The organism is Oceanisphaera avium, from assembly GCF_002157875.1.
GTDB lineage: Bacteria > Pseudomonadota > Gammaproteobacteria > Enterobacterales > Aeromonadaceae > Oceanimonas > Oceanimonas avium.
In genome coordinates, this window is the sequence record NZ_CP021376.1 from 1,515,026 (window position 1) to 1,530,000 (window position 14,975).

8 protein-coding genes, 1 tRNA gene and 2 rRNA genes are annotated in these 14,975 nt (G+C 47.5%); 5 read left to right on the top strand and 6 right to left on the bottom strand.

Annotation, left to right across the window (positions count from 1 at the left end):
- Positions 1 to 50: 50 nt before the first annotated feature.
- The 3 genes from CBP12_RS06970 to CBP12_RS06980 all read left to right on the top strand — a co-directional run bounded on the left by CBP12_RS06970 (position 51) and on the right by CBP12_RS06980 (position 5,101).
- Positions 51 to 2,177, top strand: coding sequence for a tRNA(Met) cytidine acetyltransferase TmcA (locus tag CBP12_RS06970; protein ID WP_086963793.1), 2,127 nt, complete (start codon positions 51 to 53; stop codon positions 2,175 to 2,177).
- Between the two features lie 87 nt (positions 2,178 to 2,264).
- Positions 2,265 to 3,608: an alanine/glycine:cation symporter family protein gene (locus tag CBP12_RS06975; RefSeq protein ID WP_086963794.1), complete on the top strand. Its 1,344-nt coding sequence runs from the start codon at positions 2,265 to 2,267 to the stop codon at positions 3,606 to 3,608.
- A gap of 137 nt (positions 3,609 to 3,745) precedes the next feature.
- Complete coding sequence (locus CBP12_RS06980; RefSeq protein WP_086963795.1) at positions 3,746 to 5,101, top strand: D-serine ammonia-lyase; 1,356 nt, start codon at positions 3,746 to 3,748, stop codon at positions 5,099 to 5,101.
- A gap of 59 nt (positions 5,102 to 5,160) precedes the next feature.
- On the opposite strand, the gene CBP12_RS06985 is transcribed toward CBP12_RS06980, so the two are convergent.
- Entirely contained in the window at positions 5,161 to 5,763 is a 603-nt protein-coding gene (locus CBP12_RS06985; protein WP_086963796.1) for a transglycosylase SLT domain-containing protein, read from the bottom strand.
- A 268-nt stretch (positions 5,764 to 6,031) separates the two neighbouring features.
- Between CBP12_RS06985 and CBP12_RS06990 the strand changes: the two genes are divergently transcribed.
- Positions 6,032 to 8,290: an arginine/lysine/ornithine decarboxylase gene (locus CBP12_RS06990; protein WP_086963797.1), complete on the top strand. Its 2,259-nt coding sequence runs from the start codon at positions 6,032 to 6,034 to the stop codon at positions 8,288 to 8,290.
- Between the two features lie 126 nt (positions 8,291 to 8,416).
- On the opposite strand, the gene CBP12_RS06995 is transcribed toward CBP12_RS06990, so the two are convergent.
- Positions 8,417 to 8,716 (bottom strand): hypothetical protein, encoded by a 300-nt coding sequence (locus tag CBP12_RS06995; protein ID WP_086963798.1) that lies wholly within the window; start codon positions 8,714 to 8,716, stop codon positions 8,417 to 8,419.
- Between the two features lie 454 nt (positions 8,717 to 9,170).
- Between CBP12_RS06995 and CBP12_RS07000 the strand changes: the two genes are divergently transcribed.
- Positions 9,171 to 10,031 carry a hypothetical protein gene (locus CBP12_RS07000; RefSeq protein WP_086963799.1) on the top strand — a complete coding sequence of 287 codons (861 nt, stop codon included), beginning with the start codon at positions 9,171 to 9,173 and terminating at the stop codon, positions 10,029 to 10,031.
- Positions 10,032 to 10,137: 106 nt separating this feature from the next.
- Here CBP12_RS07000 and pbpG read toward each other — a convergent pair whose 3' ends face one another.
- The 4 genes from pbpG to CBP12_RS07020 form a co-directional block, all read right to left on the bottom strand.
- Complete coding sequence (pbpG, locus tag CBP12_RS07005) at positions 10,138 to 11,052, bottom strand: D-alanyl-D-alanine endopeptidase (protein ID WP_198341764.1); 915 nt, start codon at positions 11,050 to 11,052, stop codon at positions 10,138 to 10,140.
- Positions 11,053 to 11,568: 516 nt separating this feature from the next.
- Positions 11,569 to 11,645, bottom strand: a tRNA-Asp gene (locus CBP12_RS07010).
- Between the two features lie 31 nt (positions 11,646 to 11,676).
- Positions 11,677 to 11,791, bottom strand: a 5S ribosomal RNA gene (gene rrf, locus CBP12_RS07015).
- Positions 11,792 to 11,902: 111 nt separating this feature from the next.
- A 23S ribosomal RNA gene (locus CBP12_RS07020) occupies positions 11,903 to 14,795 on the bottom strand.
- Positions 14,796 to 14,975 lie beyond the last annotated feature (180 nt).

Genomic DNA, 14,975 nt, shown 5'->3' on the forward strand with positions numbered 1-14,975 from the left:
TAAGGTGAGCGGTGGTTTTTGTAACTAAAAGAACATGAGTAATAACGAACATGCCGGCCCGCTCTTTTCCTAAGCCACTGTATCATTCGCAAGTTGACGCCTACCTTACCCCCGAGCTAAGGCAACAGTGGCACAAGTGGCGCCAGCATTTGTGCTTAAGTGGCGAGCGGCGATTATTCATCCTCTCTGGAGAGCAACACTGGGCGATCAGCCAAGCCCACGCCTTAAGTGCATCTATTACTGAGAGCCTTTGGTTAGGCACAGCGCCTACCAACATTAACGCGCTGGCTATAAGCAAGTTTAAGATGGTGCTGGGTCAAGAATATCCGGTACTGATTTTTAATGCTTTTAGTGGCCTACACCCTGATGCATTGGGCGCAGTAGCGGGCACCATAAGCGCCGGCGGCATATTAATACTACTTTGTCCGCCGCTAGCGAGCTGGCCTGAGTATCAAGACCCAGATCTGGTGCGCTATGTGGCTCAAGCTGAGCAAGCGCAGACTATAAAGAGTAGCTTTTTAACGCGCTTTATTCGGTTATTAGCTCAAGACCGCCATCGTTTACTCTGGGCGCAAGGTCAGCCCTTCCCCCATCTGGCTTCGCCTTCCTCCACTCTGCTTTGGCAACCCTACCCCGATCGCAGCAGCTGTTTAAATAACGAGCAACGTGATAGCCTGGCCGGATTATTAATAGCCGCGCGCCAGCGCTCACCGCTTATTCTTACTGCTGACCGAGGGCGCGGTAAATCGACTTTGCTAGGCTTAGCCGCCACTCGCTTAATAAAGCGCGGCTATCGAGTATTACTCACCGCCCCCAGCCCAAACGCCATTTGCCAAGTACAAGCTCATTGCTCCTTCCCACTTACCTTTTATGCTCCCGATACCCTAGTGGAAAGCTCATTAGCAGCTGATATCTTATTAGTGGATGAAGCAGCGGCTATCCCCGTCTCACTCTTACTTAAATTAGCCGCTAAATATTGTTGTTTTTTTTCCAGCACCCTTCATGGCTACGAAGGGACTGGGTTGGGATTTCAGTTAAAATTTTTACCGCAGTTATTAGCTTTATTTCCTAACACTCACCACTACCAACTGCATATCCCAGCTCGCTGGAGCTCACACGATCCTCTTGAGCCTTTAGTGTTTAAGTTATTAGCGCTTAATGCCCGCGCCCTGCCTCCTCCCGCTGCGGGCACACCTTATATCCGCTGGCTCACTAACGCAGAGCTACTAGATGATGAGCCGTTATTGCAGCAAGTCTTTGGCTTGCTCACCTTAGCCCATTATCAAACTCGTCCCAGTGATTTACGCCATCTATTAGATGCACCAGAGTTATCGCTAGCGGCCATGTTTTGCCAACAGACCCTCATTGGCGTGGCGTTATTAAACACCGAAGGACAAAGCCAAGCCTTTGCGCTAGACCCACGCCTTAGTCAGGAAATTTGGCGCGGCCAGCGCCGCCCTCGAGGGCATTTATTACCACAATCGCTAGCTTTTCATGGTGGATTTCAACATGCCTGTTATTTTCGCTATCATCGAATAATGCGCATTGTTGTGCACCCTCATTGCCAGCAACAAGGACTGGGCAGTCAGCTATTACACTGGCTACAACAACAAGCCAACACCCCCAACACGCCACTTAGCGGCGATTTTTTAGGAGCCAGCTTTGGTGCTAGTCCTGAGCTATTAACCTTTTGGCAAAAAAATTATTTTCGCCCACTGCGCTTAGGTCACACTCAAGATAATGTGAGTGGATTACCGGCCGTGATGATGCTGTGGCCGGTCACTGAGGCCGCTATTGATATTTTAGCCGACTGGCAAGCGCAATTTAGTAACGATTTAGCGCATTATCTTCCCACTATTGAGCGCCTAATATATCGCCATCTGCAAGTAGTCGCACCGCGCGTTAACGCCGAATTAGACCGCCAACGTGCTTATGACTTTGCGTTTTATCACCGAGACTTAATGGCCGACCAAGGCGCACTCGCTCGTTTTACAGCCCACCATAAAAGTGTGAGCCCCTTATCAATCTCACAACAACAATTTTTAGCAGAAATGCTGCGCCCCAGCGCACAGCCGAGTAAAATAGCGAAAAACCACCGTCTTGACGGTTATAAATCTGCCATAGCTCAGCTTCGCAAGTTGATGCAAGGCTTTTTTAACGCTACCTGCAAAAGATGAAGCTAGCGCGCACTTTTCAACTTTTCAATTAGGCTAATCCCCTAACTTGATGTTAAATCTCTGTTAAACATATGGTGAGGACAGGCTATGGAATGGGTGAGTAATCTATTAACCGCAATTAACGGAGTAGTGTGGGGTGTGCCCATGCTCGTCGGTATCTTAGGCTTAGGCTTGTACTTACAGCTACGAATGGGCTTTATGCCGATTCGAAAACTCGGGACTGGCTTTAAACTTTTATTTAGCAAAGCAGAAGCAGGCAGCGGTGAAATCTCACCTTTTAATGCCTTGATGACCTCGCTGGCGGCCACCATCGGCACCGGTAATATTGCCGGTGTGGCCACCGCCATCTTTTTAGGGGGGCCGGGTGCTTTATTTTGGATGTGGATGACCGCATTAGTGGGCATGGCCACTAAATATGCGGAAGCGGTGTGTGCCGTTAACTTTCGAGAAAAGGACGACTTAGGTAACCACGTCGGTGGGCCTATGTATTACATTAAAAACGGCCTAGGAGAAAAATGGGCGTGGTTAGGCGTCGCCTTTGCTATTTTTGGTGGCTTAGCCGGCTTTGGTATTGGTAATACCGTACAAGCCAACTCAGTGGCCGACGCGCTCAGCAGCTCATTTGGTATTTCTCACACCGCGACCGGTATCGTTATCATGGTGCTGGTTGGTTTAGTACTCATTGGTGGCATTCGCTGGATCTCAGAAGTCGCCGGTAAATTAGTCCCTTTAATGACAGTCGCCTATTTTGTGGCAGGCATTGTGGTACTAGGTGCAAATGCTACTGCATTACCTAGCGCCTTTGGCACTATATTTGAACATGCCTTTACCCCCACCGCCGCCCAAGGGGGCTTTGCCGGTGCAGCGGTGTGGATGGCCATTCGTTTTGGGGTTGCCCGAGGAGTATTTTCTAACGAAGCGGGGTTAGGGAGTGCGCCCATCGCCCATGCTGCGGCCAAAACCGATAACCCAGTACGCCAAGGCTTAATTGCGATGTTGGGTACTTTTATCGACACCATTATTGTGTGCTCTATTACTGGGCTTGCTATCGTAGTAACCGGCACTTGGACCAGTGGTGAAACCGGCGCCTCTCTCACGGCGTTAGCGTTTTCTACCGCGATACCTGGCGGAGAATATATAGTTTCTCTGGCATTGGCGATCTTTGCCTTTACTACCATTTTAGGATGGAGTTTTTATGGTGAAAAATGCGTGCAGTTCCTATTTGGTGTTAAGGCCATTTTACCATTTCGCGTGTTATGGGTATTAGCGCTGCCCATTGGCGCGACACAGTCGTTAGAGTTTATTTGGCTATTAGCCGATACTCTTAACGCTATGATGGCTATTCCTAACTTGATTGCGCTGGCCTTACTCAGCCCAGTGGTATTTAAGCTCACTAAGTTATATTTTACTGAGCAAAAAGCTAAAAAATAACAGTAAAACAGCTATGCTAAACTTCAAAGCGCAGGCCTTTTAGGCCTGCGCTTTGTTTGGTGGCCGCACTTTAATTAATAGACTGGTATACTGCGGTGTGTTCGGCTCATCTTAAGCTTATTTTTCAGGACTCACACATGAATAATCCATTACGCTATTCACCAGAAGCCATTCGTGAGCTCTGTCAAACCCACCCCTTATTAGATGAGTTGATCGCCCTAAATCCAGTAAGCTGGTTTAATCCTGAGCGCCAACCAGCAGAACAAGCCCTCGCCATGGTAGGACTGACTGCCGAAGATGTGCAAGACGCCAGTCTTCGCCTCACTCGCTTTGCTGCCTATTTTAAAGTGGCCTTTCCTGAAACTGCTGTCAGTCAAGGTTATTTAGACTCCCCCATTAAAGCCATCCCTCAGATGCAGCAAGCTCTAGAGAGTCGCTACCAGCAAAGCTTGCCCGGAGAGCTGTGGTTAAAAATGGATAATTTATTGCCTATTTCAGGCTCCATTAAGGCACGCGGCGGCATTTATGAAGTATTGCAACACGCTGAAAAGCTCGCCTTAAAAGCGGGACTATTACAACGCTCAGATAACTATGCTCAGTTTAACAGTGAACCGTTTCGCCAGCTTTTTAGCCAATACCGAATCGCCGTAGGCTCTACCGGTAACTTAGGATTATCCATCGGCATTATAGGCGCCAAGCTTGGCTTTCAAACTAGTGTGCATATGTCAGCCGATGCCCAGCCGTGGAAAAAAGACTTATTACGCGCCCAAGGCGTAGAAGTGATTGAATATGAGAGTGATTACTCGGCGGCCGTCGCTCAAGGGCGCCTCGAAGCCAGTGAAGACGCCCATTGTCATTTTGTGGATGATGAAAATTCGGTGCAGCTTTTTTTAGGCTATGCAGTGGCGGCAGAGCGTTTAAAAGTCCAGTTTGAACAAGCAGGCATCACTATCGATCGCGCTAATCCCTTATTTGTTTATCTGCCTTGTGGCGTGGGAGGTGGGCCAGGTGGCGTAGCCTTTGGTCTAAAGCTAATTTTTGGCGATGCTGTGCATTGCATCTTTGCCGAGCCTACCCACTCGCCTTGTATGCTACTGGGCGTATATAGCGGCTTACATGACCATGTATCAGTACAAGATTTAGGGATTAATAATATCACGACTGCAGACGGTCTTGCGGTGGGACGCTCATCGGGTTTTGTGGCGCGCTTAATGTCGCCTATGCTCGATGGCTTTTATACCTTAAGTGATGAAGAGATGCTGACTTTGCTAGGCTTACTGGCCGAGCAAGAAAATATCCACCTTGAGCCCTCAGCCCTAGCCGGTATGCCAGGCCCATGGCGGGTAGTCCAAGATGAAGGCTATTTGCAGCGCTTAGGGCTTACGCCAGAGCGACTGGCAAAAGCGCATCACTTGGTTTGGGCAACGGGTGGCGGCATGGTGCCAAAAGCGGTCATGGATAATTATCTTGCGCAGGCAGCAAAGCTTACTTAAGTACCTTTTACTTTCAGCGCCCTATAGCAGGCGGCGTTGATTATTTTAAGAGTAAAAAACTAACCAAACCAACCTCGATTTAAATTATCTTTGCACTGCCAATATTGTTCTGAATAGCGCTTAGCACGCGCCTCTACAATACGAGACACCTTTAATAACCAGCCTTTTTGATTATGAGTACCGCGGCGATAGCCTCCCCAGCCATCGTGATAATTTAAATACTGGTTATAAGCATCCCATTTAGATACGCCATTGATACGACTGGTTTTATTCATATACCAGCCCATAAAATCTACTGCATCGCCAAAGTTGCTACGACTGGCCCAGCTATTACCACTTTCTTTTTGATAATCTGCCCAAGTGGCTTTTTTAGCTTGCGCATAGCCATAGGCATCGGAGGCGCGTCCATAAGGAATAAAGAGAAAATAGCGCATTGGCGGCTGAGCATTATGAATAAAGCTGCTTTCTTGATACATAATAGCCATGGTCACATGGGGCGGTACTCCCCATTTTTTTTGGGATTTTTTAACCGCTTTATGCCAGCTTTTATGCTCTTTAAAAATAGCACAAATATTTTCTGGTTGGCGCGGTGGTGCAGTGGCGCAGCCAGTAAAAGTCGCCACCACCAGCAATATGGTAAGGGCCTTAAAGACGTCTCTCATGAGGAATAATCTTTTAAATAGCACAGAGTAAGGCCAGTGTGCCTCTAGCTAGGTGATATTTCTAGCCTAAGACCTGTCTATCACCTCACTTTCTGACTTTAGTTACAAATACTCAGCTCGCAGTTTTGTCAGCTTGCTAACTAAGCAGTAGAATAGCCAGTTACCGTGCTCGAGTGGCGAGCCGTGATAACCGTTTTATATTCGGCCTGAGGTGGCGCTGATTTTTATCGCTTCCTCTTAATCGACACCGTTAATTCAAGGAAACGCGATGCAATTTTATTTTCCCATCATCATCATAGATGAAGACTTTCGTAGCGAAAACACCAGTGGCTCTGGTATTAGAGAGCTAGCGGCGGCCATCGAAAAGTCGGGGATGGATGTTGTGGGTTATACCAGTTACGGCGATTTAACCTCATTTGCCCAACAGCAAAGTCGTGCTGCTGGCTTTGTATTGTCTATCGATGATGAAGAGCTGGCTGGCAGTAAAGAAGAGGCCGAACAAGTATTAGATCAGTTGCATCGCTTTGTTGAGCAAATTCGCCACCGCAATCCCGACATTCCTATTTACCTTTACGGCGAAACGCGCACCGCACGCCACATTCCTAATGCCATCTTGCGAGAGCTGCATGGCTTTATTCATATGCACGAAGATACGCCAGACTTTGTGGCGCGCCATATTATTCGCGAAGCAAAAAGTTATTTAGATACCTTAGCGCCGCCCTTCTTTCGTGCCCTCACCCATTATGCTCAAGATGGCTCTTACTCTTGGCACTGTCCGGGGCATTCTGGCGGCGTCGCCTTTTTAAAATCCCCTGTAGGCCAAATGTTTCACCAGTTTTTTGGGGAAAACATGCTGCGAGCCGATGTGTGTAATTCGGTAGATGAACTAGGCCAGCTCTTGGATCACACCGGTCCGGTGGCCGCCAGTGAGCGCAATGCTGCGCGTATTTTTAATGCCGATCACTTATATTTTGTGACTAATGGCACCTCTACCTCCAATAAAATTGTGTGGCACTCTACTGTGGCGCCAGGCGATATCGTGGTGGTGGATCGCAACTGTCATAAGTCAATTTTACACGCCATTATGATGACGGGCGCGGTACCCGTATTTCTAATGCCTACGCGTAATCATTACGGCATTATTGGCCCCATCCCCCGCAGTGAGTTTGAGCCGGCGCGCATTCGTGAAAAAATGCTAGCAAACCCTTTTTGCCGAGAATTATTAGAAAAAGATCCCACTCTTAAGCCGCGCGTACTCACCATTACCCAATCGACCTATGACGGCATCTTATATAACGTCGAGGAAATTAAAAACTTACTCGATGGAGAAATAGAAACGCTGCACTTTGATGAAGCTTGGATCCCCCATGCTGCGTTTCACGACTTTTATGGTGATTACCACGCCATAGGAGAGCATCGTCCGCGCTGTGAAGAGTCGATGATTTTCTCCACCCAATCAACTCATAAAATGTTGGCAGGCTTATCTCAAGCATCGCAAATTTTAGTTCAAGATGGCATTAATAACCGCCTCGACCGTGATGTGTTTAATGAAGCCTATTTAATGCACACCTCTACTAGCCCTCAGTACGCCATTATCGCCTCCTGTGATGTGGCAGCCGCCATGATGGAAGCACCAGGAGGGACAGCTTTAGTAGAAGAGTCACTATCTGAAGCCTTAGAATTTAGGCGAGCGATGCGCAAAGTGGGTGATGAGTATGGCAGTGATTGGTGGTTTAAGGTCTGGGGCCCTGATGATTTAACAGACGATGGTCTAGATGAGCGCGATGCCTGGACTTTACACGCGGGTGAAAGTTGGCATGGCTTTGGTGATGTAGAGTCTGGCTTTAACTTATTAGACCCCATAAAAGCCACCATTCTAACACCTGGCTTAAACATGGATGGCAACTTCTCAGAGAGTGGGATGCCAGCGGTGGTGGTTACTAAATATCTGGCTGAGCACGGAATTGTTATTGAAAAAACGGGGCTTTATTCTTTCTTCATTATGTTTACTATCGGTATTACCAAGGGCCGCTGGAACAGCATGGTGACTGAACTTCAGCAATTTAAAGATGATTACGACAATAACGTGCCCTTGTGGAAAGTCTTACCTAAGTTCATTCAAAGTAACCCAAGCTACGAGCGGGTAGGCTTACGTGATCTGTGCGATCAAATACATCAAATTTATAAAGAAAATAACGTCGCCAAGCTTACTACTGAAATGTATTTATCAGACTTAATCCCTGCCATGAGACCCGCGGATGCTTTTGCTAAAATGGCGCATAAGAAGGTAGAGCGGGTGCCCATTGATCAATTATCTGGGCGCATCACTTCGGTGATGGTGGCCCCCTATCCGCCTGGGATCCCGCTACTCATCCCTGGTGAAGTGTTTAACGACACTATTATTAGCTACTTAAAGTTTGCGAGAGAGTTTAATAATCGCTTCCCAGGCTTTGAGACTTACATCCATGGGTTAGTAGCAGAAGAGCACCAAGGTCGCACCGAATACTTTATTGACTGTATTATTTAATTAAGTAATACAGCTAAATAAAAGAGGAAAATAAGTAAAGGCGCCGACATTACAGGCGCCTTTTTGTACGCGGTATAAGGGGGAAAAACAATTTTATGTTCTACTCATTGTGATGTCATTTATAATTTAACATAACGACGACATCAAATCTTCATGCTCTTCTACTACCTCATTGATCATCTTGCACAGTGCCATGGCATCCTCACGAGAAAAATGCAGCTCTTTCTGCAGCTCTTCCTCATGCTGATCAATCACTAACTGCATACCTTGGCTGGTTAATTTAAAATGCAATTGCTCAAGGGTAGGACGAAAATATTGCCTTTGCTCGGGGATATCAATCTCAATAGTACAACAAGGATGAACTTTGACGTTGACGTAAAAATCAGCGCCGCTCAATAAGGTATACCTCCTTTCTCTGGCTAACATGGTGTCCTCCATAAGATAGTCTTAGCTCCTTCTTGATCATTTACGCCCATATTGCTTACTTTATATGCTGCCCATTAAGGCTAGCTGAGTTATCTATCCTTGCAAACAAACACGTGTTTAATACACTAGTGTTAATATAATTTTTTACAAATCATTAGCTTATGATATTTTTAAGTCAAAATTGTTAGTAAAATTCTGCATAAAGTAAATAAATATCGCAGGCTATAAGAAAGTGGAGTTCACAACAGAGAAGAAATAATAGCTAAGACAGGCGACTTATAAAAAAAGTAAGCTTACTGCTCTTCATCTTACTTTTAAAAGGCATTCCATTTGTGCCCTAGGTTGATATGGGCTAAGGTTTTTAGCGAGTGATAAATTTTAACTATTACGCTAACTTTAGTGCCAGCCAGCACGACTTCATCTTTACTCTAGTGAGATTAATGCGGAATTTACTATGTCGCTAAATATTCAACTACCTAAAACCGTGGCCATTAAGGTGGGCGACCAAGTGGTAACGCTTAAGGCATTTGATGCCACAGAGCCCGAGCAACATTTAGCCGAGCAAGCCGTCAATATTATTGCCTCTGGCCCCTCAGTTGCAGAGCTCTCACTCGCAGAATTGCAACACTGTCCCACTATTTTTGTTAATGGCAGCATAAGCTTAACTGGCCAACAAAACTTTAGTCAGGTAGTAGGATACGTTATAAGTGATGCGCGCTTTATTCATCATAAACCAGAGATCTTACAAAGATATTATAAAGGCCAGCCGTTATACGCCACCTTAGCAGTACTTGAAGCCATAGCGTTCCACCATCCTGAAATCATGCTCCACTACCATGATGCCATGCGCATCTTGTATCCTGTGAATCGACCCTGGGGCGTTAAGTCTAATCACGCTTTAGACAGTAAACTTCCCGCCAGCTATCAATGGCTCAATAAGAATGAGTCATTATCCTGTTTTTCAGACGATAGTAATTTTGTCATCATTAACAGATATCAGCCCGCTCCCATTGGTGTGTCATTAAATATTAGTCATGGCTTTGTCGAAGCCGGTACCGTGGCCTACGTCGCTACCCAGCTAGCATTTGCCCGCAGTGCTAGCGTGATCCATCTTTATGGCATTGATTTGCTCAACAATCATCAACCACGATTTTATGAACACCCTGAAAACAGCGCACCGACCAAGCTAGATGAAGTCACCAAGGAGCGTATTGTGCCCTCATTTAATCTATTAGGCCGAGTTTATAAAGAACAAGGGGTGTCGGTTATTAATCACTCGCGTATCTCTAAAGCGCTGTTTGCAACGCTAGGCTAGCTGTTTTACCCGATAAAGAACTGCCAAAATTTTATGTCAGACGCCGCCCACAATTAATCACTGTCTCTATACAAACGCAGGTTAGCCTAATATAACGGCTAAGGGTCTATTGAAGAGCTAAAGTTTGCTGCTGGCGTTGCTGTTGTTTAGCGTTTTTATAATCGAGTGCTGCAGCCGGTACTGGGGTTATCACCCCAGTTTCTAACCATTTTTTTAGACGATTGGCGTCAGCCATGTGGGTATATTTACCAAAAGCATCCAACACCACAAATGCCACTGGCCGCTGATTCATTTCTGTGTTCATCACCAAACAATGCCCTGCACTGTTAGTGAAGCCGGTTTTACTTAACTGAACCTGCCACTTATCACTACGTACCAAAGCGTTAGTATTACGAAAGCCTAGCGTGTAATTAGGGTGGGTAAAGGCTACTGTTTTTTCATCTGTGGTGCTGAACTGGCGGATCAAGGGATAATCTTGTGCTGCTCTAAGTAGCAAAACGAGATCGTGAGCGCTAGAGACATTTTTCTCAGAAAGCCCTGTCGGTTCAACAAAACCGCTATGCTGCATACCTAGAGCATGCGCTTTATTATTCATCGCCTGAATAAACGCCATATACCCACCCGCATAATGATGAGCTAAGCTGGTGGCCGCACGATTTTCCGACGCCATTAACATAATTAGCAATAAGTCGTGGCGACTGAGCTGGCTGTTAAGGCGCACCCGCGAAAAAACGCCTTCCATCTCAACGGTATCATTGATCACAATAGAGAGCTTTTCATCAAGAGCTTGCTGGGCATCAAGAACAACCATGGCGGTCATTAATTTAGTTATCGAAGCGATGGGAGCTACAACATGCTCATTACTAGCATAGAGAACTTCATCAGTATTTAAATCCACCAATAAGGCGCTACCTGCTGCTAATTCTTGTTGAGGAGAGAGGTCTGAAGCAACTGCGTCATAATGAGCGGCGGCGTAATTAGCGCCAAAGTTGCCATACCCAACTAAGAGGCAGAAGGCCATAGCACAGGCTTTAATTAACTTAGAAATCATGAACAATAGTACTCGAGTTGAATAGTTTTATTTGGCGATACTGACTAGCCTTTCTTACTGCTAACCCCGCTATGATGACATATTCGCTACCTCAGTTTTAACAAAAAAATGACTCAATGCCCAAGACTGTCGTGATACCAACATTGCTTTGGCATATTTTAGTAACTAAATCCTTACTTTCAGTATCTGTTGACGGTGGACAAGGAAGATTACCCTGTACTATTAGTTACGAGGATGAAGCTAAGTAACATTTACATCCATCTTGGTAAGCAATTAACCTAAATTGACGCAGGCCCGTGCCGCGGCCCAGAGACCGCAGCGCGCTTAAAACAAAAAAACCACCCTTTCGGATGGCTTTTCTGAGTAATAATAGCGGGGTGGTAAATGCACCGCATTTAAAGGTAGGAGCATAGCGACCTCATCCAGTTAGTCCACGGAGCCATTAAACGAAAAAACCCAGCATTTCTGCTGGGTTTTTAAGATTAATGGCGGAGTGGACGGGACTCGAACCCGCGACCCCCGGCGTGACAGGCCGGTATTCTAACCAACTGAACTACCACTCCGCAAAGCTTGATAGTTTAGGTCTAAATTGGCGCCTGGCAGTGACCTACTTTCACATGGCATCTGCCACACTATCATCGGCGCGGCTGCGTTTCACTACTGAGTTCGGCATGGAGTCAGGTGGTTCCACAGCGCTATGGCCGCCAGGCATAAATGGTATCTGGAAGACTGATGTTTTTATTATCGTACTGTTAGTACGTTAACTGGATAATTTGTTTGTTGCTCTTGAGCGCAAGGTCTCACACTTCTTGGGTGTTGTATGGTTAAGCCGCACGGGTCATTAGTATTGGTTAGCTCAACGCCTCGCAGCGCTTACACACCCAACCTATCAACGTTGTCGTCTCCAACGGCCCTTCAGAGGGCGTAAAGCCCTAGGGATGACTCATCTTGAGGCTCGCTTCCCGCTTAGATGCTTTCAGCGGTTATCGATTCCGAACGTAGCTACCGGGCAATGCATCTGGCGATACAACCCGAACACCAGGGGTTCGTCCACTCCGGTCCTCTCGTACTAGGAGCAGCTCCTCTCAATCATCCAACGCCCACGGCAGATAGGGACCGAACTGTCTCACGACGTTCTGAACCCAGCTCGCGTACCACTTTAAATGGCGAACAGCCATACCCTTGGGACCGACTTCAGCCCCAGGATGTGATGAGCCGACATCGAGGTGCCAAACACCGCCGTCGATATGAACTCTTGGGCGGTATCAGCCTGTTATCCCCGGAGTACCTTTTATCCGTTGAGCGATGGCCCTTCCATACAGAACCACCGGATCACTATGACCTACTTTCGTATCTGCTCGACCTGTCCGTCTCGCAGTTAAGCTGGCTTATGCCATTGCACTAACCGTACGATGTCCGACCGTACTTAGCCAACCTTCGTGCTCCTCCGTTACTCTTTAGGAGGAGACCGCCCCAGTCAAACTACCCACCAGGCACTGTCCGCAACCCCGATAAGGGGCCAACGTTAGAACATCAGACATACAAGGGTGGTATTTCAAGGATGGCTCCACCACGACTGGCGTCATGGTTTCACAGCCTCCCACCTATCCTACACATGTAGGGCCAATGTTCAGTGCCAAGCTATAGTAAAGGTTCACGGGGTCTTTCCGTCTAGCCGCGGGTATACGGCATCTTCACCGCAAATTCAATTTCACTGAGTCTCGGGTGGAGACAGCGTGGCCATGATTACACCATTCGTGCAGGTCGGAACTTACCCGACAAGGAATTTCGCTACCTTAGGACCGTTATAGTTACGGCCGCCGTTTACTGGGGCTTCAATCAAGAGCGTCACCCGAAGGCTAACCCCATCATTTAACCTTCCAGCACCGGGCAGGTGTCACACCGTATACGTCCTCTTGCGAGTTTGCACAGTGCTGTGTTTTTGATAAACAGTTCCAGCCACCTGGTCACTGCGGCTGACCCAAGCTCCATCCGTAAAGGATTTCACCTGTTTCAGCGTACCTTCTCCCGAAGTTACGGTACTATTTTGCCTAGTTCCTTCACCCGAGTTCTCTCAAGCGCCTTAGTATTCTCTACCCGACCACCTGTGTCGGTTTGGGGTACGATTCACGTGCATCTGAAGCTTAGAGGCTTTTCCTGGAAGCGGGGCATCAATGACTTCACCGCCGTAGCGATTTCGTCTCAGGTCTCAGCATTGAGCGTCCGGATTTACCTAAACACCCTGCCTACACCCTTTCACCAGGACAACCAACGCCTGGCCCATTTAGCCTTCTCCGTCCCCCCATCGCAATGCACGTCAGTACGGGAATATTAACCCGTTTCCCATCGACTACGCCTTTCGGCCTCGCCTTAGGGGTCGACTCACCCTGCCCCGATTAACGTTGGACAGGAACCCTTGGTCTTTTGGCGTGGAGGTTTTTCACCCCCATTATCGTTACTCATGTCAGCATTCGCACTTCTGATATCTCCAGCATGCTTCACAACACACCTTCGCAGACTTACAGAACGCTCCCCTACCACGCACTCAATAAAGAGCGCATCCGCGGCTTCGGTGCATAGTTTAGCCCCGTTACATCTTCCGCGCAGGCCGACTCGACCAGTGAGCTATTACGCTTTCTTTAAATGATGGCTGCTTCTAAGCCAACATCCTGGCTGTCTGAGCCTTCCCACTTCGTTTCCCACTTAACTATGACTTTGGGACCTTAGCCGGCGGTCTGGGTTGTTTCCCTCTTCACGATGGACGTTAGCACCCACCGTGTGTCTCCCGGATAGTACTTTGCGGTATTCGGAGTTTGCATAGGGTTGGTAAGTCGGGATGACCCCCTAGCCTAAACAGTGCTCTACCCCCGCAAGTATTCGTCCGAGGCTCTACCTAAATAGATTTCGGGGAGAACCAGCTATCTCCCGGTTTGATTGGCCTTTCACCCCCAACCACAAGTCATCCCCTAATTTTGCAACATTAGTGGGTTCGGTCCTCCAGTTGATGTTACTCAACCTTCAACCTGCTCATGGCTAGATCACCGGGTTTCGGGTCTACTCCTAGCAACTATTCGCCCAGTTAAGACTCGGTTTCCCTACGGCTCCCCTATACGGTTAACCTTGCTACTAAAAGTAAGTCGCTGACCCATTATACAAAAGGTACGCAGTCACCCAACAAGTGGGCTTCCACTGCTTGTACGTACACGGTTTCAGGTTCTATTTCACTCCCCTCACAGGGGTTCTTTTCGCCTTTCCCTCACGGTACTGGTTCACTATCGGTCAGTCAGGAGTATTTAGCCTTGGAGGATGGTCCCCCCATATTCAAACAGGATATCACGTGTCCCGTCCTACTCGATTTCACTGTAAGTGGCATTTGGTGTACGGGGCTATCACCCACTACGGCTGGTCTTTCCAGGACCATTCCACTACACCACACACAGCTTAAGGGCTGGCCCCCGTTCGCTCGCCGCTACTAGGGGGATCTCGGTTGATTTCTGTTCCTCGGGGTACTTAGATGTTTCAGTTCTCCCGGTTCGCCTCGCAACGCTATGTATTCACGTTACGATACTGCACTGAGTGCAGTGGGTTTCCCCATTCGGATATTACGGACTCAAGCGCTTCTTACCAGCTCATCCGTACTTAACGCAGGTTAGCACGTCCTTCATCGCCTCTGACTGCCAAGGCATCCACCGTGTACGCTTAGTCACTTAACCATACAACCCCAAGAAGTGTGTTTTATGCAGCCTTAGCTTAGCGATTTCTTCGTTATGCCGCTTACTCGTTCCATCACATAGAAAACTATGCTCAGGAACTCGCTCACGTCATGCCTCGAACTCGCGTCGCTAACGCTTGCCTAAAGCCCACTTATAAAAGTGAACTTAGACTGCATAAAA

Excerpts from the sequence above, each read along its gene's own strand:
- CBP12_RS06990 (WP_086963797.1), top strand. The coding sequence starts at position 6,032 with ATGCAATTTTATTTTCCCATCATCATCATAGATGAAGACTTTCGTAGC.
- CBP12_RS06970 (WP_086963793.1), top strand. The coding sequence starts at position 51 with ATGCCGGCCCGCTCTTTTCCTAAGCCACTGTATCATTCGCAAGTTGAC.
- CBP12_RS07000 (WP_086963799.1), top strand. The coding sequence starts at position 9,171 with ATGTCGCTAAATATTCAACTACCTAAAACCGTGGCCATTAAGGTGGGC.
- CBP12_RS06980 (WP_086963795.1), top strand. The coding sequence starts at position 3,746 with ATGAATAATCCATTACGCTATTCACCAGAAGCCATTCGTGAGCTCTGT.
- CBP12_RS06995 (WP_086963798.1), bottom strand. The coding sequence starts at position 8,716 with ATGTTAGCCAGAGAAAGGAGGTATACCTTATTGAGCGGCGCTGATTTT.
- CBP12_RS06975 (WP_086963794.1), top strand. The coding sequence starts at position 2,265 with ATGGAATGGGTGAGTAATCTATTAACCGCAATTAACGGAGTAGTGTGG.
- pbpG (WP_198341764.1), bottom strand. The coding sequence starts at position 11,052 with ATGGCCTTCTGCCTCTTAGTTGGGTATGGCAACTTTGGCGCTAATTAC.
- CBP12_RS06985 (WP_086963796.1), bottom strand. The coding sequence starts at position 5,763 with ATGAGAGACGTCTTTAAGGCCCTTACCATATTGCTGGTGGTGGCGACT.